This window comes from Kitasatospora sp. NPDC041988 (assembly GCF_055588525.1).
This window is the reverse complement of the sequence record NZ_JBVJCO010000018.1, coordinates 101,029-120,395: the sequence shown is the minus strand read 5'-3', so window position 1 is coordinate 120,395 and position 19,367 is coordinate 101,029. Positions and strand designations below refer to the sequence as shown.

Here is a 19,367-nt window from a genome sequence, read left to right as displayed (position 1 = left end):
ACTCCGAGGGGTCCGCCCCCCCCGTGCCCCCCCTTGGGGGCCCCCCCCAACCTTCGCCCCGTGGGACCCCCTCTTCGGCGGGCCGCCGGGCCGGCGCCCCCCCCGCCCCCCCACCCGCACGTCCGTCGGCCCGCACCCGGGCGGTGCACAGTCCGTCTCACCGCCCGTCAGGCTCCGTTCCCGTGACCCGGGGCGCGTCCCCCGCCGTACGCAACCGACCTGGCGGCGTCCTGGACGAGCTCCGCGACCGTGGTCGGGCGGGAGACGGCCACCGCGTGGGAGGCGTCGGGCAGTTCGAGGACGGTCGCACCGGCGCGCCGGGCCGTGAAGCGCTGGACCGCCGGGGGCAGCGCCCGATCGGCCCCCGTCACCAGGGCCCACGAGGGCGTGGTGCGCCAGGCCGCCACCGTCGGCGCGTCGGTGAGCACCCGCTCGGCGACGGGGCGCTGGAGCGCGGCCAGCACCTGGGCCACCTCCGCGTCGAGGTCGGCGGCGACGAGCGGCTGGAAGCAGTCTGCGGGCACGGTGAGCTCCGTCGCCCGGTCGGTGCCCCCGGTGGTGAACTCCGACCGCCGCAGCCGCGGGATGAGTGGCGAGGGATCGAAGCGACTCGCGAGCGCGTCGTGGCTCTCCCCCACGTCGGGGAGGTAGGCGGCCACGTAGACCAGCGCGAGGACGTTGGGGGCGGCGCCGGCCTCCGTGATCACGGCACCCCCGTAGGAGTGACCGACCAGGACGACGGGGCCGTCGATGCCCGCGACGACGGAGGCCAGGTAGGCGGCGTCGTGGGCCAGTCCGCGCAGCGGATTCGCGACGGCGAGGACCGTCAGGCCGCGTCTGTGGAGTTCGGCGATGACGCCGAACCAGATGGTCGCGTCGGAGCAGCCGTCGTGGACGAGCACGACGGTGGGCCGGGTAGAGTGCATGGCTGCCTTTCGGATGGCGCCGACGGCGGGACGCGCCGGCCGACGGGCAGACCGTGTCGCCGGCCGGCGGGACATGGCGTCGGCCGGCGGAACCGTGGCATCGACGGCGCCGGGGTGGAGGAGTCAGGAGGCCGGACTACGGCCGTCGGTCTGCGCGGCGTAGGCCTGCCACTCGCGGGGCGAGACCCCGTAGGCGTCGCGGAACGCCCGGCTGAAGTGGGAGTGGCTGACGAACCCCCACCGGTGCGCGACGGCGGAGACGCTGGTCTGCCGGCGGGACGGGCGCTCCAGCTCCCGACGGCAGGCGTCCAGCCGTCGCCGCCGCACCCACTGGCCCACGCTCATCCCGTCCTGCTGGAAGAGCTTGTGCAGGTAGCGCACCGAGATGTGCTGCGACCGGGCGATCGATTCGGGCGCGAGGTCCGGATCGGCGAGGTTCTCCTCGATGTGGGCGCGGATCCGCGCCAGCAGCTCGGCCGAGCCGGTCGGGTGCTCCGGGCTCTCCCGTTCGAGCAGCTCGCTCACCAGGATGGCGACGATGTCGGAGACGCTGCGGGCGAGGTGGTTGCCCGGCCGGGCCCGGTGGGCGCGGGCCTGGGAGGCGAGGGTCCGCAGGAACTGGGAGGCGAGCGAGCCGACGCCCTCGTTCCCGCGCGCCATCAGTCCGCCCGTGCGCCGGACGTCGCTGTGCCGGACGCCCAGGTAGAAGCAGGGGACGCGGAAGTGGACCATCCGGCACTCGGCGTCCTGCAGCAGGCCCGCCGGGTGCACGGTGGTGCCGATCAGCAGGTCCCCGGGGGCGAGCGCGGTACTGACGCCGTGGCGCCGGACGGAGGCCGCGCCGCGGACGTGCAGGGCGACGTAGACGCAGTCCTCGGGGTCGGTCCCGGGCGGTGGGGAGAGGATGTCGATGCAGCCGTTGCCGCCATCGTGGGCGGTCCGGCCAGGCTGGTGGTACTCGGTTTCGGGCATGGGTGAGGGACCCGACGGGATCACGGGAGGCTCCGACCGGTTCGAATCGTTCAGGTGCAGGGGAGGGTTGCCCGCCGCTCGGCGCCCGGTGGTGGCGCCGTCGGCGGCGGGGCGTTCAGGAGAGGAACTTGTCCACGACGGCGTTGAACGCGCCGGGGTTCTCCAGGAACGGGAAGTGCGAACTCGCGACGTCCTTCGGGAAGACGTGGAGGCGGGCGCCGGGGATCCGCTCGGCGATGAAGCGCTGGGAGTCGGGGTCGACGTGGCTTCCCTCGCAGCCGATCACCAGGGTCGGTACGTCGATGCGGTCGAGGAGGTCGCGCCAGTCCTGGGCGCAGTGGTCGAAGAGCAGCGGAACGCCCGCGTACGCCGGGGTGGACCGGATCTGCCCGGCCACGAAGGCGAGCAGGTCCGGGTCGGTGTCACCGCCGAACATCGAGCGGACGAAGTCCTCGCGGACCTCGGCGCCGTCCGGGCCGGCCAGCGCGGCGCCCAGTTCCAGGAGCCCCGCCACGTCGAAGATGGCGCCGGACTCGCGCTGCTCGGCCGGTGTCATCCAGGGCACCGCCGCCACCGCGGCCGGCTGGTCGACCAGGACGAGCCGGCGGATGCGGCCGGTGCCGTACTGGTCGACGAAGCTCCACCACACCGAGGCGCCCATCGACCAGCCCAGCGCGTCGAAGGCGCCCAGGCCCAGGTGGTCGACCAGGCCGAGGACGTCGCGGGCCAGGCGCGCGATGCGGTAGCCGTGGCGCGGCTTGCCGGAGCGGCCGTGGCCGCGGAAGTCCACCGTCACGACACGCCGGCCCGGCGCCAGTCCCTCGAACTGGTGGCGGAACATCTCCTGTGTCTGCCCCCAGCCGTGGAGCATCACCAGCGGGACTCCGTCGCCGCCGCTGTCGCGGTAGGCCAGGCGCACACCGTCGTTCGTGATCAGTTCGTGCATGGTGCTCGTTCTTGTCCGTTCGTGTCGGCTTGCGGGTCAGGGAGTCCGGAACCCGCAGGTCGCCGGGGGGGATGAGCGGCAGCTCGTAGTGAGGATTCTCGCGGTGCATCGAACCCGTTGGCCACCGACCAACGTAGAGATTGCCTGACGAAGCTTCATCACTCTGTAGCAACGGCGCGCTTCAGCGCGCCGCGTCCGGAGGGGCCTGCAGCAGGTCCCACAGCCGCAGCCCCGTGTGCAGCACCAGACGGTGCGCGCCGTTGTCCAGGTCCAGGCCCGTGATCTCCTGGATCTGGCGCAGGCGGTAGTACAGCGAGGTGCGGTGGAGCTCCAAGACCTCTGCGGTCTTGGGCACCGAACCGGCGTTCTCCAGGAAGCAGCGCAGGGTCTCCTCCAGCCGCGAGTTGCCGCCGCCGTCCAGCAGACGCCGTAGCGGCTTCGGCAGAAGGGAGTCGTTGAGCGCGCTGTCGGGCAGCTGGAGGAACACGGCGTACTCCCCGAGCCGCTCCCAGTCGCCGATGCCCTCCAGCCGGGGCAGCCGACGGGCCGCGCGCGCCGCCACCCGGGCCTGGTCGTAGGAGATCCACGCGTCGGAGAGCGCCGTCCGGCGTCCGCCCACGCCCACCACCGCGGCCGGCCCCGGGCCCAGGAAGGTCGTCAGCGAGCGGACGACGGCGCGGCACTGCTGCTCCAGATCCTCTTCCGCCGGTTCCCGGTCGAAGACCTGCACCAGGACCGCCCGGTCCTGCTCGATCGCCGCCAGGCCACGAGCCGTACGGGTCTGCCGGAACGGCTCCAGCGCGCCGCGCAGGGCCACCGCGATCTGCCCGGACGGCCCCCGCTGGCCGGTGACGGCCACGCTGGTCACCACGACGTGGGGGCCCGCCGACAGGAGCCCGTCGTCCAGCAGGCGCTGTTGCGCCGCGCAGCGCTGCGTCGAGTCCGAGCCGACCAGCTGGTTCACCAGCCGACGGGTGCTCTGCTCGTCCTCGTCCGAGGCCAGGTGCTCGGCGTACATCTCGACCGCCACGGCTTGGGCGACCCGGTCGATGGCCTCGGTCTCGGCCCCGGTGAGGGGCTCTCCCGCCGCCACGACCATGAGGATGCCCAGCATGTGGCCCCGCTCGCGGATCGGGACGCAGTAGCGCGGCTGCAGCCCCAGGTCGTCGCGGCCCGCCAGGACCCCCGGACGGGTCCACCGGGCGACGCCCTGCGACAGCACGTAGCGGATGGTCTCGTCGTCCGCGATGCCCTGCAGCAGGGTGCGCACGCGCACCCGGTCCTCGTCGCCGAAGTGCCTGCTGGTGCAGATCATCCGCACCAACGGGTCGTCGAGGACGACGGAACGCCCCAGCTCCTCGGCCAGGCCGTCCACCAACGTCTGCAGCGCCTCGCCTCCCGAACGCGCGCGCTGGATCCACCTCTGCATGATCAAAAGCCTCCCGGCGCCATTCATACAAGGAGCGAAACGGGATGGACAAACCTTCAACAAAGCGAGGATTCCGGGGTCCGCCCGGGCCGGCGGGCAGTCTCCCCGGGCGGCGGGCACGCCCGGACGAAGCTCCGCTCGCGACGCCCGGGGACCTTCGCGATCAAGCAAGTCGCTTGCAGTGGATGTAAGTTGAGATCTGGCCATCCGGTGCGACGACCACCGGACCGGCCACCGGCCGCGCCGCCCCCCGAGCGCCGGACCGGGCGGACGTGACAACGAGGACCCCGCACCCCACCCTCCACGCCGGGCAAACGGTGCGCGGATCGTCAGCTCGCGGTGCACGGCCGGAATATCCGGGCCGATACCGATTCCTAGCCTGAGGAGCGATTCCGCCTCCCCCTGCTCCTCGGCAGCTCCCAGGGCCCGAGGCGAGAGCGTCGCGCCGCCACCGGCACCGGTACACCGACCGTCCAGCGCGACCCGTCCCGATCGGACGGCCCCACCCGACCCCGCTCGGGCCCCTCTCGACCCCATTCCGACGCCGCCCCAGGAGAAACCCGTGCCCGCCCACCACCCCCTCTCCAGCCCCCAGCCCCGCCCGGAGACCACGAGCACCGGCGTCATCCTCGACGCCCGACTGGTCCTCGGCGAGCACGAGTGCGTCGACATCCCGGTGCGCCTCGGCTACCGCGGCGACGACCCGCTCGCCGTCGCCCTCCAGTTCCTCGGCCCCGCGGCGGAAGCCGGCACCTGGCGGTTCTCCCGCGACCTCCTGTGGGAGGGTCTGCAGAAGCCCGCCGGCCTCGGCGACGTCCGCATCTGGCCGCCCTGCACCTGCCACGGCCGCGCCTCCCTGCGCATCATGCTCAGGGGCGTCGACAATGTCGTCCTCGTCGACCTCCCGTCCCGGCAGGTCCGGCGCTGGCTCCGCAGGGAGAGCTTCACCCTGGTCCCCCAGGGGTCGGAGGACACCCTGATCGACTGGACCGCCGAACTGGACGGCCTGACCCGCTGACATCCACCGGCGCCGCCCCGGCTCAGCGCTCCCGGCCCCGGGCCTTCGACGGCCGGCTCGGACGGGCCTCAGTGCCCGCAGGCCCACCAGGCGTCGGCCGACGCCTTTCCGGCGAGCTCCCGCAGGCTGCGGACCACCTCGGCCGGGCCCTCGGCGCCGTACACCGCCGAGCCGGCCACGAACACGTCCGCGCCCGCCTCCGCGCGGCGCTCGATCGTGTCGGCCGCGACGCCGCCGTCCACCTGGGGCCACAGCAGTTCCAGAACACACTCGGCATCCGCAACGCGCGCATCATGCCGAACACCGGGAACCACACCGCTGCACCGCCCGAGCCGCCCGAGCCTGGCACTTCGGCTCGTACCGGCCCCGCACCGTGATCACCATGGTGCGGGGCGGTCGTCCGTCGGCCGGACCGGAGTCCGGTCAGAAGTCCAGCACCTCGCGGTCGAGCGGATACTTCGCATGGTGGGTGCCCTCGTACGGTGAGGGCGTGATCGGCAGGACGCCGGTCGGCTGCAGGCCCAAGTTGTCGTCCCAGATCCGGGGTTCGACCTGTCCGAGGACGCGGAACTCCCGGAAGGTGAACGGCGGGCTGTCGGTCGGGAAGAACTCGGCCGTGGTCATCACCTGGAAGTGCAGGTGCGGCGTGGTGGAGTTGCCGCTGTTGCCGATCAGCCCGAGGACCTGGCCGGGTTCGACGCAGTCGCCCTCCCGGACGTTGAGCGAGCCGGGTTGCAGGTGGCCGTAGAGCAGGTAACGGCCCGGCGCGACCTCCAGGGTGACGTGGTTGCCCACGGTGTCCTCGATCGGCGGGACGGGCGGTGTGACGGGCGGCGGGTTGTCCGGGAGTCCGTCCTGGACCTCCACCACTCTGCCGCCGGCCGCGGACACGACCGGCTGACGGTAGCTCAGGTAGCTGGTGAGCTGTGCGGGGTCGCCTTCCCAGGCCTGCCCTTGCGCACCGACCCGGTACCAGTCGATCGCGAGGCGCTGCGGCACGCCGAAGCGGCCGTTGATCGGGGCGAGGCCGCGCCGGTGGTGGGTGTTGCCGCAGCACGATTCGCTGGCGTACCAGGTGCCGGGGAGGACCGGCGGGCTCAGGTCCAACGGCGCAGTGCGGGCGGTCGGGGTGGCCTGCACCGTCTCCTCGAACGCGGAGGGGCCGGAGGCGGTCAGGATGGCACCCGAGAGCCGGTGTTCGAGGACCTCGGGTGCCGGCTGACCGCGGTCGAGGGCCAGGTCGAGCCAGATGATCCACTGCTGGGAGCCCTGGATGACGGTCGGCGTCGGCGCCGGGGGCGGCGGGGTGTACCCGTCCGCACCCGGCAGGGGGTCGCCCACCGGATTGGCGGCCTCGCCCAGCGCCTGCCCGCTCAGCGAGCCGATGACCTGGTGGGTGCGGGCGTCCCGGACGTCGACACGGTCGAGCCGTACCGGCGTACTGCTGGACAGTGCGCTCGTGGTGAGCAGTTCGTACGAGAGGTGTGTCCTGCCGTCCGTGGCGTCGAACGGCGCCGGTTCGGTCAGCACTGCCGCCGTCAACGGCGTGAACTGTGTGCCGGGCGCCAGATTGGCCGCGCCGGTCCCGTATCCGGGTCCCGCTGAGGCCACCAGCATGACGGCTGCGAGCACGGCAGTGGCGAGCCCGCGATGTAGAGGGCTGCGGCCAGTGCGGCTGCGAGGGTCACGCTCTGCCATTGTGCTCTTTCATTCGTCGGGTCCGGGGCCGTAAAGGACGCCGGCACGCCCCGTGCCGAGGCGCAGGCCCATGTAACCCGGCGGCGCGCCGCTTCGGGCGGAGGCTGCCGGAGTCAGGTGCCGAACTACACCCGCCCAGCCGCATCGCCCGCCGGCTCGCCTCGGGCCCTCGCGTGTCGGCGCTCTCTCAACCGTGGATCCGCCGTACACCAGCCGGCAGTGCTCCCAGTGCCACCACAGCGACCGGAGGAACCGGCCGAGCCGGTCCGAATTCGGGTGCGGCTCCTGCGGCGTCAGCATGCACGCGCACCACAACGCATCTCGCAGCATCGCCCGAAAGGGCGGGGCTGCGTGGACTGCGGGGCGTGAGTCACGGGTCCCAGAGCCGGCCTGATGGCAGCTCTCAGAGGCTAGAAGGTTGCCGGGTCCGGGAGTTGGCGCCGTGCGCACGGCTCTGGCCCCACCACGCAGTCGCGGAACCGGGCCCGAACCACGACGAGACGCTCGGTACGATGCCCGGAATCAGCCGCCTACCTCGGGCGATTCCCTTCCCGTCGGCCGCGACCGGGCAGCCGCAGCCCTTCGCTGGTCAGGAAGTAGAAGACCGGCAGCACGACGAACACGGCGAGTGCGGCGACCGGGGCGGTCAGCGCACCGACCGCCCCGGCGAGTAGATATGCCACCACGCCGGCCCACGAGCGGAGCCTGCCGTGAGCGACGTAGGAGGGTTCGACGGCGTGGTGCAGCAGCTTCGGACGGCGATTCAGATGGCCGTAGAGCACGATCCAGCTGCCGCACATGCCTGCCGCGATCCCGGCGTACAGCGCGACGGCCACGCGAGCGTCGGCGTCGAAGACGCTGTTCTGCAGTGCGCCCGCCAGCACCGCGGTGGGAAAGGCGAGCGCCGCCGTGGTGAAGAGCAGGAGGAGGTTGGCCGCGTGCAGCCCGCGATCCATGGCACGGATCCGCACGAAGGCCTGATGGTGATTCAGCCAGATGACCGCTACATAGCTGAAGGAGGCCAGGTAGCCGAGGTAGACCGGCCACTGGCGGAGCAGGGCCCGTCCGAGTCCGCCGGGTTCGTGGGGCGGATCCGTGAGCCCGAGGACCAGGATGGTCACGGCGATGGCCAGCACGCCGTCGCTGAACGCCTCCGCACGGGCGGTCTCGGAGCGAGTGAACCTCCGCGGGAGGCCGTGGTCGTCCGTCATGTCGTTCTCTCCTCCGATCCCGGAGCGCACCACCCGATGAGCCCGGAGCCCGTTGTGCCACCGACGGCGCACCGGAGCGCTCTCGGCGGGTCGGCCGCTGCTCGTCGACATCCACCAGGCCTCCGCCGGGGAAGGCGGATGCCGCGGCGCGCCCTACCGGGGCGAGTGGGGTATGGACCGGGCTGCACGGGCAGGCGAGGTCGACTCCGGTCGTCACCGTACGTCCGCCGGTCACAGTCGGTTGGTCCATCCGTGCCCCGGTTCTGACCTGTGCGCGAACCGCCGTCGGAGGGCTTCGCCCTCCGACGGCTGCGCATACCCCCGCCGCGCCGCACATTCTGCTCACGCCGAGCGGGAAGTCTCGCCGTACGAGCGGCGCGTCGACGCGACCTGACCAGCAACCCACCTGCAGCACTGGCCCACGCCCCGGCATCGCGCCGATTTCGCGCGCGCCTGAACACGCTCGGTGCACTCACGGCAAAGTCCGCTCCCGCTCGCCTGCCTACCGTGGCCGGGGCCGACCAGCGAGGGCGGGGCGAGTTGATCTGGACTGTAGTTTAAGCATCAACTATATTTCGGTGTGCGCCGCAGGCCAACAGCGCCGGCCGGGCCACCGAACGACGACGAGAAAAGGAAGGACGGCCATGGGCATCCACGTGACGGACAGCCAGGAACGCTCGCGCTTCGAGATCTTCGAGGACGACCAGCTCGCGGGCTTCGCCGAGTACAACCGCCACGAAGCGGAGATCGCCTTCATCCATACCGAGATCGACCCGCGGTTCGGCGGGCTCGGCCTCGGCGGACACCTGGCCCGCCACGCCCTGGACACCGCCCGGGAGCAGGGCCTCACCGTCCTGCCGTACTGCCCCTTCATCCGCGGCTGGATCGCCAAGCACCCCGAGTACGCCGACCTGGTCCCGGCCGCGCAGCACGAGCGGTTCGGCCTGTGAGCGCCCCAATGCAGGAACGGACCGGCACCGGCTCCGGGCACGACGCCACCGAGGACGGCCACGTCGGGGAGGACGGCTTCGTCCGGTCGGCGGCCGTCGTCGCCACCGGCACCGGCGAGGACTACCGCGTCGACATTCGCAGCGGGCGCCACCAGCTCTCCGCCGACGAACCGGAGTCCGTGGGCGGCGGCGATACCGCCACCACGCCCGTCGGGTTGCTGCTCTCCGCGCTCGGCTCCTGCGCCGCCATCACCCTGCGCATGTACGCCCAGCGCAAGCAGTGGCCGCTGGACACCGTCCGGGTACACCTCGGCTACGAGAAGGGACGGGGTGGCACCGCCCGCATCACGCGACGCATCGACCTGGTCGGCGATCTGGACGACACCCAGCGAGCCCGCCTGCTGGACATCGCCGACCGCACCCCCGTCACCCGGGCGGTGAGCGGTTCCACCCCGATCGTCTCGGTCGAACGCCACAGCCGTCCGGCCCGCAATCACGACGGCACTCCGACCGCCGACGGGCGCGGCCGGCATGAGTGACCTCCATCCCGCACCGGCACCGACCGTCCGCGGCGGGCAGACCCCGCAAGGCCCGGTACGCGAGCTCCTCGCACCCCGGGAGACCGCGCTCGGCGGCTCGACCGTCGTGCGCAGGCTGCTGCCCAACCTCGGCCGCCGGATGGTCGGCGCCTGGTGCTTCGTCGACCACTACGGCCCGGACGACATCGCCGACGAGCCCGGCATGCAGGTCCCGCCGCACCCCCACATGGGGCTGCAGACCGTGAGCTGGCTCCACCAGGGCGAGGTCCTGCACCGCGACAGCCTCGGCAGCCTGCAGACCGTCCGCCCCTACGAGCTGGGCCTGATGACCTCCGGCCGGGCGATCTCCCATTCCGAGGAGTCCCCGCGCGAGCACGCCCGCTTCCTGGAAGGCGCCCAGCTCTGGGTCGCCCTCCCGGACGCCCACCGCCACACCGCCCCCGCCTTCGAGCACCACACCGAGCTGCCCGTCGTCACCGCCCCCGGCCTGCGCGCCACCGTCATCCTCGGCACCCTCGACACGGCCACCTCCCCCGGCACCGCCTACACCCCCCTCGTCGGCGCCGACCTCGCCCTCACCGAGGGCGCCGACCTCAAACTCCCCCTCGAACCCGGCTTCGAGTACGCCGTCCTCGCCATGTCCGGCAGCGTCGACGTCGACGGCGTCCGCGTCGAACCCGGCTCCATGCTCTACCTCGGCACCGACCGCCGCGAACTCCCCCTCCTCGCCCGCACCGACGCCGCCGTCCTCCTCCTCGGCGGCGAGCCGTTCGAGGAGAAGCTCGTCATGTGGTGGAACTTCATCGGCCGCTCCGGCGAGGAGATCACCCAGGCCCGCGAGGACTGGATGACCACCACCCGCTTCGGCGACGTCCACGGCTACGACGGCACCCGCCTCTCCGCCCCCGAGCTCCCCGCCACCCCACTGAAGCCGCGCGGCCGGCTGCGCTGACCCGCGGTCACGCAGGCACGACGACCGACTGTCGGCAACGGGTGAACCTCATTTCGTCCCACTGGGTGAGCCGGTCCTCCTCCTCCCGACCTGTGTCGCGGTCACGAACGGTCGGGGGGAGGTCGACAGTGACCGGGCGGAGGGGAGTCGCTGTGCCTGGGGCTGTCAGTGCACGCGCTTGAGCGGTCAAGTCGTCCACAAGGCGAACCAGCTCGTCGAGCGCCTCCGCACGGCCCTTGCGGCGACGCCCGAGCCGCATGGATCACCGCTGTTGCCGCACTCCTACCTGCCTCCAGCCCGCTCCAGCCCACGGCGCACTCCTGCCGCCACCGGGGCACGCGCAGCACCCGGGTCCACCGCGCGACTGGACACGCCCGTAGCCGAGTTCACGCTCCCTGGCTCCATTGCGGGCGACTCGCCGGAAGGTCTCCGTTACCGCGTCCGGCGTCCGCCCATGCCCTCAACGACGTCAGCGCAGACACTACTTCAGCGAAGCCGACGAGCGGATGCTCGCCCGGAACCGACCATGCGCAATGCGTGCACAAATCGCGGACCGCGGAGTTCAGCGACACCTCCAGACGCTGGAGGGCCAGTGCGGATCGCAACTGCCCGCATTCCGCACCACCATGCAGCCTTCCCACTTCCGGACGAGGCCCGAAAACAGGACAGAGTCAGATCCTGGAACAACCCCAACGGAACGTCCGGTGACAGGATCTGACCTAGCCGAAGCTTGCGTGTTTCCGGAGTCAGCATTGCGGCGCCGACCGGACGTCACGAAGGTAGACCAAAGCGTCCTCCAGCAGTCGCCATACGACGGCGGCGACCAGCCCTGGATAATCGGGGCGCACCGTCCTCGCGGGCGAACGAAGGAAGTCTTTGTCGCACTCTGAAGGGGCCGCCGCAGCTCAACGAGCACATCCCGTCTCTGCTGATCGCATGGTGGTCGCGCCGGAACGATCACTAGAGAGGTCTGGAGACGAGGATCCGAGCCCAGAAATCGGGACAAATCTGCGCGAAATGGTCGCCACCAGAGAAGTTCAAACATGGCAACCGCCACTCGTTGAGGCTGCGGCGGAGCCCGTCGGCGTCCTTCGTCCAGAAGTCCGACCCCCCGTACGGCATGAGGGTGGCCCCGATGGCCTTGATACCGCGGGAGTGGGCAGCACGGATCAGGGTGCGGTGCGCGTCGATGAGCCGCTGCAGCGTGACACCGGGAAGGCGACGGCCTGGTAGGAGCGCGCCCGCAGCACGGTGACGACCGCGCCGAGGAAGTACAGCGCCAGGGCGACTGCGGCCGCGACGCCGATCGCGGGAACGGCCAGGCCGGTCAGCAGGCCGGCCGCGCCGGCGGCCTTTGCCAGACCGAGCCAGGTCCACCACCGCAGGGGACGCCGTATTCGATCAGCGGCTGCACGACGAAGTCAGCCCGGCAGCAGGGAGAGCGCGGAGAAGCCCCAGGCGGCGGTGAGGACAGTGGCGACGACGAATGCGGTGGACATCGGATAGTCCCAGGTACTCACGGTGGAGATGGTGCGGCCGGGCTCGGCTCACGGACCCGCGCCCTTACCCGAACACCTCATTGACTCGCCGCGCCCGCCTAGGACGGCTTCCATCCGTCGGCGTCGGGCTACCGCCGGTGGGCCCGGGCAGCCGCCGATCAGCTTCCGCTGTACGCGCTCCCGGGCCCACTTCGGGGTACCCCGCCCGGCAGGCCCTCGTCGAACAGGACGGCTCACGGACGGCCCGGTTCTCCGTCGGAATGCCTGCCGGTGAGCGCCAGCAGCAGGAGCGGGATCACGGCCGCCGCCGCCAACGCGGACAGCAGCGGCACGCGTTGGCCGGCCGGAAGGTGGTGCAGCAGGTGAACGTGGATCAGCAGATGAGGCACGGCGAAGACGAGGTACACCGCAAGGGCCGTACGGACGACGAGCCGTCGCATCGTGACGGCACCCACGCACAGGGCCACGGAGGTGGCCAGGCTCATCGCGCCGTAGTCCATCATCAGATGGGAGTTGTACGGCATCCGCATACCCACCCAGGGAATGTCGAAGAACGAGCGCGGGGCCAGCAGCGCCCAGCCGCCGACGACGGACTGTGCTGCGGCGAGGAAGGCCAGACCCGCGCGGAGCCAGGCTCGCGCGCTCATCCACGCCGCCCTGGGACGAGGCCGGCGGAGGGCAGGTACTCCTCGAAGGTGATCCGCCCGACGGCGCGCTCGGGAGCGAGGTGGGCCCCGTCCCGGTAGGCGCGGAAGGCGGCACCAGGCGCCGGTACCGCGAGCACGGGGCGGCACCGACCGTGAGCCCTCGCCCAGGTCGGTGCCAGCTCGATGACGGCCCGTACCTCGGGCCCGCCCATGTCGTCCGCCCGCCCCTGCGGACCCGCGTCGGCGAGCGAGCAGAGCCGGTCCGCCACCTCACCGACGTCGATGGGCTGGAAGCCGACGCCGGCGGGCATCAGGATCGCCGGCAGCCATCGCTGGACGGAGCACGTCCAGGCGACCAGGTCGTGGATCCGGGTGGCACGCTGGACCGTCCACGACAGACCCGAACTCTGCATGAGCCGTTCGCACTCCAGCTTCGTGCGGTAGTGGGCCAGGCCCACCCGATCGACGCCGACGATGGACACGCAGACCAGGTGCGGGCGGCCGGCCCGCAACGCCGCGATCAGGTTGCGAGTGGCCTCGGTGTCCGTGCGGTCGTTGCCGGTGGCGCAGTGGATCACGGCACCCGCCCCGGCGACGGCCCCGTCCAAACCGTCCCCGGTCAGCAGGTCGCCGGTCACCCAGTCATGCCCGGCTCCCGTCCGGGCTTGCTGTGGGCTGCGACTCAGCACACTGACGGTGTGTCCGGCAGCAACGAGGCGGGGCACGAGCGCGCGGCCGTGCCTGCCGGTACTGCCCGTCACCAGGATCGGGTCCGTCATGGGGTTGCCGCCTTCGTCAAGGCGCGGCCCCGGCGACGTGGCCGGGCCCGCACGGCTGTCGGGTTCACGCATTAAGAACCGGACGGCGCTTCCGAATGTGACAGCCGGGCCGCGAACTGCAGCTTGTCGGGATTGGCGACGACGTGAACGCGGCTGATCCGGCCGCCCGCCGTCTCCGCCACCAGCACGCCTACCAACTGGGTACCCGCCAGCGCGAGACCGGCGGGCTCGCCGTTGACCTCTACGCCACGAGCCGGATTGGCCGCGCGGCCGTCTCCAAGGCTCCCATCAGGTAGCGCGCCACGCGGGAGACGCCAATGACGGGGCGTCGAGCGGCGCCGACCCGGCCGCCACCGTCCACCCACACGGTCACATCCGCTGCCAGCAGCTCCTCAAGACCGCGCAGGTCTCCCTCCTCCGCGGCGGCCAAGAACCGCGCCACCAGGTCCGTTCGGCAGCTGCGGTCGAGTCGGTCGGCGCGCTGATCGGGCCCGTCGGCAACGTCGCCGAGGCGCAGGCGGGCACGCCGGTGCAGCTGTCGGCTGTTCGCCTCGGACACCTCCAGGATCCCGGCGACCTCCCGGTGGCTGTAGTCGAACGCCTCGCGCAGTACGAACACCGCGCGTTCCACCGGGTTGAGCCGCTCCAACAACACCAGGAGCGCCATCGATACGGAGTTGCGTCGCTCCGCGGTGTCCAGCGGACCGAGGGCTCCGTCGGCCGTCGGAACGGGTTCCGGCAGCCACGACCCGACGTAGCTCTCCCGTCGCGCCCGGGCCGAGGTCAGCCGGTTCAGGCACAAGTTGGTGGCCACCTTGGCCAGCCACGCAGGAGCCGAGACTACAGTTCCGGCCTCCACGCGATGCCAGCGCAGGAAGGCTTCCTGCACGACGTCCTCCGCCTCCACGGCCGAACCGAGCAACCGGTAGGCCAGGCCGAACAGATGTGAACGGGATCGTTCGAACTCCTCAACCGCATCAGGTGTCACGGCGAACATCATCTACCGGCCCCGACCCCGACCCTCGGACGGGGGGGGCACGAACGGGCGTCCACAGAGGTCGGCCTCTGCCGCGGCCAGGGCGGCACGGGGCCGGTCGACTTCGGGAGTCACTGCGGTCTTCCTCGTGGGCCGAGGACCCATCGATCGCCGCCTCTCCAGGTCGTTCGCCCACGCTCCGCTCGAGACGGTCACCGTTCACTTGGACCAGCGGCTTCACCGTCGGAAAGGGCTCGCAGTTCGACGCGGATGCGGCCGGAAGCCGACCGAGCGTGGTCGGGAGCCCCGGCCGACCCGCACAGTCGACTGGCACGTCAGCCGGTCGCGGAGAACTGGCCGGTGCCCACAACGTTGAGCAGGGCGAGGCGTTCGGCGCTGTCGCTCCCGATGGGCGGCGTGTACAGAACTACACGGTGGTCGTCCTCCGGCGCGAACGACACCTGGCAGTCCAAGTCGGCCGGGCCGATCAGCGGGTGCACAATGCGCATGCGCGATGCCCTGCGCACCGCGACCTCGTGCAGTTCCCCCAGGCCGGCGAACTCCGCGCTGGCCTCGCGCAGCCGCTCCACCAGGCGCGTCACTGCGGGGTCGCCCGCGCGCCGGCCCACCGCCGCCCGCAGGTCGGCCACGTGCAGGCGGCTGTAGTGGTCATGCTCGTCGACCGGGTACGCGGTGCGCTGGACGGGGTCGATAGAACCAGCGCCAGACCGGGCTCGGCCGCTGATAGGACGGGCGGTCGCCGGGCGTCGCGACGAGGTGGTGCCGGCCACGAGGTTCGGCTTCGCCAACCGCCTGGGCGAGCCCACCCGGGTCCGCGGCGACGCCGCCTACATGCGGCAGGACTGCGAGGCGTCGCTGCGCCGGCTCGACCGGAAGCGGTGGACGTGGGACCTGTGCCGGCAGACCACGACCGCGCCCGGCGGCCTGATGGACAAGGGGATCAAGGGCAAGCGGCGCCGGACGGTGCCGCTGATCCCGGAGATCCGGGAGCTGGTGGCGTGGCGCCTGGACGTGATCGACCAGGACCCGATGGCGCGGCTGTTCACCGGGCCGCGGGGCGGACGGATCACCACCGCCGTCCTGCGGGACGCGACGCACTGGGACGAGGTGGTGGTGGCGCTCGGCTTCGAGCACCTGCGCCGCCACGACCTCCGGCACACCGGGCTGACGTAGACGGCCGACGCAGGTGTGCCGTTGCACGTCCTGCGAAAGATCGCCGGGCACGGATCGCTCACGACGACGCAGCGCTACCTGCACCCCGACCGGCGCTCGATCGAGCTGGCCGGCGAGGCGCTGAGCGCGCACCTGAGCGGGCCCCGCCAGGCGCCTGGTCCCGAACTGGTCCCGCCGGACTCCCCGGCCGTCACCTGCGGCTCGTGCGCTGACCCTGCCTCGGAAACGGCAAAAGCCCCGCTGGCCTGGACTTCCGTCCAGTCAGCGGGGCTCCGACATCACTGTCGGGACGACAGGATTTGAACCTGCGACCCCTTGACCCCCAGCGGTCGAAAGGTCGTGACGGTCCGTCCGATCAGTCCAGAATCCGCAGGTCAGGGCCTTTCACGTCCAGGCCGCATGGCGTCTGCTGGCACCTCGTGACACCCAATCCGTGAGAGGCGCGTGAGAGGTGGCCGACGACTGGAGCTTCGAGAGTGACTTGCCTCACAACTGCCTTGTACGACTCACTCCACCAGTCTGAGCACCTATGTCTTCGCCCTGCCAAGGCCTTTCCGGCACGGCCTACTCGCGTCCAGCTAATTTCCGCCTGCCCGAGGACGGCCAGAGAACGACACGTCGAAAATTTCGGTGGCTCCGATCAACATTCACCTGTAGCCGACTTGATCGCGGTTTCGTGACCATCGCCCATCCTCGAGGTTCTCGCCACTCACCTCTCAGGTCCTCCTGTCAATGTCCGCCTGGATTGACACCCCTCTGTTGTTCGGTTTCCGGGAGCCGGCGGGAAGAACCACATTTCGCGTCCGATCGCCCCAGCGGCTTCGAGTGGCGCCGGGCGCGCTACGGGCAGATCAGCCAAGCTTCCAGAGCGTCAGCCCGCCGTGGTCGTCGACGGCGGTCCAGGGGCCATCGCCGCGCAGCCGGGGCTCGGCGGCGAGACAGCCCCGGATCGCTCCGCCGGCGAGGTCGTAGTCGGCTCCGCTCCTGCCCGGCATCTGCCTGCGGCTTCAACACTGCACGTCCGCGTCGACACGCCTACCTATACTCGTCCAGCGTGGAAAGCGTGTGCGAGCTCGGTAAGGTCACTTGTCTCCTGGGCCGCCGCAGCCACCTGCTGCAGGCGTTTTCTCGGCGGCGGCGGAAATGAGATTTCGTTCTGTGTCGGCTGTGCCGTAGAGTCGGTGTCACCGACGCGGGGTGGAGCAGCTCGGTAGCTCGCTGGGCTCATAACCCAGAGGTCGCAGGTTCAAATCCTGTCCCCGCTACTACGCAACAAGGCCGGGCCCGTCGCACTGTGTGCGTCGGGCCCGGCCTTCGTTTTGGTTCGGTCAGCAGTCGGCGGCGGTGTCGACCTCAATTCGTCAGCGGTGAGCGGGCCGTGTGATCATCCTGGCATTTTGTCCGTAATGTCCCCGTTAATGGAACGCTGGGCACTCACATGCCGACGCGAACTCCTCGACGGGACGCTGATCTGGAACCAGCGCCATCTCCTGCATGCACTGTGGGAGTTCGAGGACCACTACAACACCCACCGCCCACATCAGGCACTCCACCAGGACACGTCACTGACACCACGGCCCGTCCCGATCGCCGATCCCGGGCGGATCGCCCGGCTGGACGTCCGCGGACGCGACCGTCTCGGCGGCACCCTCCACGCGTACCGACATGCCGCATGACCTGCACGGACTAACTCATCGGCAGCCACAGGGGCGGCGCGCGCCGGAAGACCCCCGGCAGGGGCCGCATCAGGCGCCGTCCGCCGTGCCAAGCCGCGCCGCCGTGCCGAGAGGTCTGCGATCAGTCCGCCGTGGCGATCAGCGGCTTTAGCAGGATGTCGGGTTGGGTGCGCTGGAAGGCGTTCAGGTGCCACTTGTCGGCGAACAAGGCCAGCAGAACGTCGTCCGAGCGGCGGGTGAGCACCTCGCCGTTGGTCAGGCGGGCTTTGGCCAGGGCTGCGGCGCCGTCGGCGTCGGTGATCCGGGCCAAGCGGTAGGAGAGCTGGTCGAGGGTGATCGGGGAAGAGAACTCGTGCTCCATCCGGTGCAGGATCACGTCGAACTGCATCGGGCCGACCGCAGCCATGACCGGCGACTGGTCGCCACGCCGGTCGGAGACCAGCACCTGGATCACGCCTTCCTCATCGAGTTGGGCGACGCCCTTGCGGAACTGCTTGGAACGGCTGATGTCCTTGGGCCGTGCCACCGCGAAGTACTCGGGGGCGAAGGCGGGCAGCGGGGGAAATTCGGCCTTCTTGCCGGTGTAGAGGGTGTCGCCGACCCGCAGCGCGCTCGCGTTGATCAGGCCGACCACGTCGCCGGGGTACGCGGTGTCGACCACGGTGCGCTCGGCCCCGAAGACGGTGTGTGCGTACTTGGTTGCGAAGGAGCGGCCGCTGGCCGCGCGGGTGACGTGCATGCCGCGCTCGAAGACACCGGAGCAGACTCGGACGAAGGCGATCCGGTCGCGATGGGCCGGGTCCATGTTCGCCTGGATCTTGAACACCAGACCGGAGAACTCCTCGCCGACCTCGCGGCTGCCGCCCTTGGCCAGCGGGCGGGGCCCGGGAGCCGGAGCGAGGTCGACCACGGCGTCCAGCAGGGGCTTCACACCGATGTTGGTCAGCGCGGCGCCGAAGAAGACCGGGCTGATCTTGCCGGCCTCGAAGGCCTCCTGGTCGTAGCCAGGGCCGGAGGAGAGCACCAGCTCCAGTTCCTCCAGCGCGGTCGTCCAGGCTTCGCCCTCCTGCTCGGCGGCCTTCTCGGAGGTGAGCTGCTCCTCGAGGGCGGCGTGCGTGCCGGCCGGCACCTTGGTGTAGCGCAGCATCTGCTCGGTGTTCCCCGCTTCGACCAGGCCGCGCAGGTTGCCGGCGTTGCCGACCGGCCAGACGACCGGGACGGGGGTGATCCCGAGGTGCGTCTCGATGTCCTCGAGCAGGGTGAGTGCATCCCGGCCGCGCCGGTCCCACTTGTTGATGAAGGTGATCACGGGGACGCCGCGATGGCGGCAGACCGCGAAAAGCTTGCGGGTCTGCTCCTCCAGGCCCTTGGCCGCGTCGACCAGCATGATCGCGCAGTCGACGGCGGCCAGCACCCGGTAGGTATCCTCGGAGAAGTCGGCGTGGCCGGGGGTGTCGACCAGGTTCATCACGTGGTCGCGATAGCCGAACTGCAATGCGGCCGAGGTCACCGAGATACCGCGCTCGCGTTCCAACTCCATCCAGTCGCTGGTCACGCCGCGTCGGTCACCCTTGGCGTGCACCGCACCGGCAGAAGTGATCGCCCGCGCGTGCAGCGCCAGCGCCTCGGTGAGCGTGGACTTGCCCGCGTCCGGATGGCTGATCACGGCGAAGGTCCGTCGGCGGCCGGCCTCATGAAGGACCTGCGGGACGGGGACGGACTGTTCGGTGCTCACGGGTTTCCTCGGGTACGCATCGGCAGCAGGCCGGGTGACGCCTCTCCGTACCTGGTGAGCCGGGGATCAGGTCCGCAGGCCCAAGAAGCGATAATAGGCTGCCGGACGGCGTGACCCCGAAATTCCCGTTTGCCGGGGGGGGGGGGGGGGGGGGGGGGGGGGGGGGGGGGGGGGGGGGGGGGGGGGGGGGGAGGGGGGGGGGGGGGGGGGGGGGGTGGGT

The 19,367-nt window shown here is 71.3% G+C and carries 19 protein-coding genes, 1 tRNA gene and 2 pseudogenes; 8 read left to right on the top strand and 14 right to left on the bottom strand.

What is annotated here, in order from left to right; all coding sequences use genetic code 11:
* Positions 1 to 167: 167 nt before the first annotated feature.
* From ACZ6NC_RS19775 to ACZ6NC_RS19760, 4 genes are all read right to left on the bottom strand, one after another.
* Positions 168 to 926, bottom strand: coding sequence for an alpha/beta fold hydrolase (locus tag ACZ6NC_RS19775; protein ID WP_465734418.1), 759 nt, complete (start codon positions 924 to 926; stop codon positions 168 to 170).
* Between the two features lie 123 nt (positions 927 to 1,049).
* Positions 1,050 to 1,898: a helix-turn-helix domain-containing protein gene (locus ACZ6NC_RS19770; RefSeq protein ID WP_465734416.1), complete on the bottom strand. Its 849-nt coding sequence runs from the start codon at positions 1,896 to 1,898 to the stop codon at positions 1,050 to 1,052.
* Positions 1,899 to 2,013: 115 nt separating this feature from the next.
* On the bottom strand, positions 2,014 to 2,844 hold the full coding sequence (locus ACZ6NC_RS19765) for an alpha/beta fold hydrolase (protein ID WP_465734414.1): 831 nt from the start codon (positions 2,842 to 2,844) through the stop codon (positions 2,014 to 2,016).
* A gap of 181 nt (positions 2,845 to 3,025) precedes the next feature.
* Complete coding sequence (locus tag ACZ6NC_RS19760; RefSeq protein ID WP_465734412.1) at positions 3,026 to 4,273, bottom strand: PucR family transcriptional regulator; 1,248 nt, start codon at positions 4,271 to 4,273, stop codon at positions 3,026 to 3,028.
* Between the two features lie 562 nt (positions 4,274 to 4,835).
* Between ACZ6NC_RS19760 and ACZ6NC_RS19755 the strand changes: the two genes are divergently transcribed.
* Positions 4,836 to 5,291: an SsgA family sporulation/cell division regulator gene (locus tag ACZ6NC_RS19755; RefSeq protein WP_465734410.1), complete on the top strand. Its 456-nt coding sequence runs from the start codon at positions 4,836 to 4,838 to the stop codon at positions 5,289 to 5,291.
* Between the two features lie 68 nt (positions 5,292 to 5,359).
* Here ACZ6NC_RS19755 and ACZ6NC_RS19750 read toward each other — a convergent pair.
* A pseudogene (locus tag ACZ6NC_RS19750) lies at positions 5,360 to 5,545 on the bottom strand (ribulose-phosphate 3-epimerase); the annotation flags it as partial.
* A gap of 169 nt (positions 5,546 to 5,714) precedes the next feature.
* The gene (locus ACZ6NC_RS19745) at positions 5,715 to 6,833 is read right to left on the bottom strand and encodes a M23 family metallopeptidase (protein WP_465734408.1); all 1,119 of its coding nucleotides are present in this window, start codon (positions 6,831 to 6,833) and stop codon (positions 5,715 to 5,717) included.
* Positions 6,834 to 7,182: 349 nt separating this feature from the next.
* Here ACZ6NC_RS19745 and ACZ6NC_RS19740 point away from each other — a divergent pair, with 349 nt between their 5' ends.
* Positions 7,183 to 7,383: a zinc ribbon domain-containing protein gene (locus tag ACZ6NC_RS19740; protein ID WP_465734406.1), complete on the top strand. Its 201-nt coding sequence runs from the start codon at positions 7,183 to 7,185 to the stop codon at positions 7,381 to 7,383.
* A gap of 136 nt (positions 7,384 to 7,519) precedes the next feature.
* On the opposite strand, the gene ACZ6NC_RS19735 is transcribed toward ACZ6NC_RS19740, so the two are convergent.
* Entirely contained in the window at positions 7,520 to 8,200 is a 681-nt protein-coding gene (locus tag ACZ6NC_RS19735; protein WP_465734404.1) for a TMEM175 family protein, read from the bottom strand.
* A gap of 644 nt (positions 8,201 to 8,844) precedes the next feature.
* Here ACZ6NC_RS19735 and ACZ6NC_RS19730 point away from each other — a divergent pair.
* The 3 genes from ACZ6NC_RS19730 to ACZ6NC_RS19720 are packed head-to-tail and all read left to right on the top strand — an operon-like array spanning position 8,845 to position 10,641.
* Positions 8,845 to 9,150, top strand: a complete 306-nt coding sequence (locus ACZ6NC_RS19730) for a GNAT family N-acetyltransferase (RefSeq protein ID WP_465734402.1) — start codon at positions 8,845 to 8,847, stop codon at positions 9,148 to 9,150.
* Between the two features lie 8 nt (positions 9,151 to 9,158).
* Positions 9,159 to 9,689 carry an OsmC family protein gene (locus ACZ6NC_RS19725; RefSeq protein ID WP_465734400.1) on the top strand — a complete coding sequence of 177 codons (531 nt, stop codon included), beginning with the start codon at positions 9,159 to 9,161 and terminating at the stop codon, positions 9,687 to 9,689.
* On the top strand, positions 9,682 to 10,641 hold the full coding sequence (locus ACZ6NC_RS19720; protein WP_465734398.1) for a pirin family protein: 960 nt from the start codon (positions 9,682 to 9,684) through the stop codon (positions 10,639 to 10,641). Before ACZ6NC_RS19725 ends, ACZ6NC_RS19720 begins: the two co-directional genes overlap by 8 nt.
* Before the next feature lie 1,169 nt (positions 10,642 to 11,810).
* On the opposite strand, the gene ACZ6NC_RS19715 is transcribed toward ACZ6NC_RS19720, so the two are convergent.
* From ACZ6NC_RS19715 to ACZ6NC_RS19695, 5 genes are all read right to left on the bottom strand, one after another.
* Entirely contained in the window at positions 11,811 to 12,038 is a 228-nt protein-coding gene (locus tag ACZ6NC_RS19715) for a DoxX family protein (protein ID WP_465734500.1), read from the bottom strand.
* A 335-nt stretch (positions 12,039 to 12,373) separates the two neighbouring features.
* Positions 12,374 to 12,787, bottom strand: coding sequence for a hypothetical protein (locus ACZ6NC_RS19710; protein WP_465734396.1), 414 nt, complete (start codon positions 12,785 to 12,787; stop codon positions 12,374 to 12,376).
* Positions 12,784 to 13,566: an SDR family oxidoreductase gene (locus tag ACZ6NC_RS19705; RefSeq protein WP_465734394.1), complete on the bottom strand. Its 783-nt coding sequence runs from the start codon at positions 13,564 to 13,566 to the stop codon at positions 12,784 to 12,786. Before ACZ6NC_RS19705 ends, ACZ6NC_RS19710 begins: the two co-directional genes overlap by 4 nt.
* A gap of 241 nt (positions 13,567 to 13,807) precedes the next feature.
* Positions 13,808 to 14,566 (bottom strand): sigma-70 family RNA polymerase sigma factor, encoded by a 759-nt coding sequence (locus ACZ6NC_RS19700; RefSeq protein WP_465734392.1) that lies wholly within the window; start codon positions 14,564 to 14,566, stop codon positions 13,808 to 13,810.
* A 311-nt stretch (positions 14,567 to 14,877) separates the two neighbouring features.
* A complete protein-coding gene (locus tag ACZ6NC_RS19695; RefSeq protein ID WP_465734390.1) occupies positions 14,878 to 15,192 on the bottom strand; it encodes an MmyB family transcriptional regulator in 315 nt (104 codons plus the stop codon).
* 91 nt (positions 15,193 to 15,283) lie between these two features.
* Here ACZ6NC_RS19695 and ACZ6NC_RS19690 point away from each other — a divergent pair.
* A pseudogene (locus tag ACZ6NC_RS19690) lies at positions 15,284 to 16,039 on the top strand (tyrosine-type recombinase/integrase); the annotation flags it as partial.
* A gap of 548 nt (positions 16,040 to 16,587) precedes the next feature.
* Here ACZ6NC_RS19690 and ACZ6NC_RS19685 read toward each other — a convergent pair.
* Positions 16,588 to 16,731: a hypothetical protein gene (locus ACZ6NC_RS19685; RefSeq protein ID WP_465734388.1), complete on the bottom strand. Its 144-nt coding sequence runs from the start codon at positions 16,729 to 16,731 to the stop codon at positions 16,588 to 16,590.
* A gap of 196 nt (positions 16,732 to 16,927) precedes the next feature.
* On the opposite strand from ACZ6NC_RS19685, the gene ACZ6NC_RS19680 reads away from it, so the two are divergent.
* Together ACZ6NC_RS19680 and ACZ6NC_RS19675 are read left to right on the top strand one after the other, a co-directional pair.
* Positions 16,928 to 17,001: transfer RNA gene (locus ACZ6NC_RS19680), tRNA-Met, on the top strand.
* A 153-nt stretch (positions 17,002 to 17,154) separates the two neighbouring features.
* Positions 17,155 to 17,412, top strand: a complete 258-nt coding sequence (locus ACZ6NC_RS19675) for an integrase core domain-containing protein (RefSeq protein WP_465734386.1) — start codon at positions 17,155 to 17,157, stop codon at positions 17,410 to 17,412.
* A 121-nt stretch (positions 17,413 to 17,533) separates the two neighbouring features.
* On the opposite strand, the gene ACZ6NC_RS19670 is transcribed toward ACZ6NC_RS19675, so the two are convergent.
* Positions 17,534 to 19,147: a peptide chain release factor 3 gene (locus tag ACZ6NC_RS19670; RefSeq protein WP_465734384.1), complete on the bottom strand. Its 1,614-nt coding sequence runs from the start codon at positions 19,145 to 19,147 to the stop codon at positions 17,534 to 17,536.
* Positions 19,148 to 19,367: the final 220 nt, after the last annotated feature.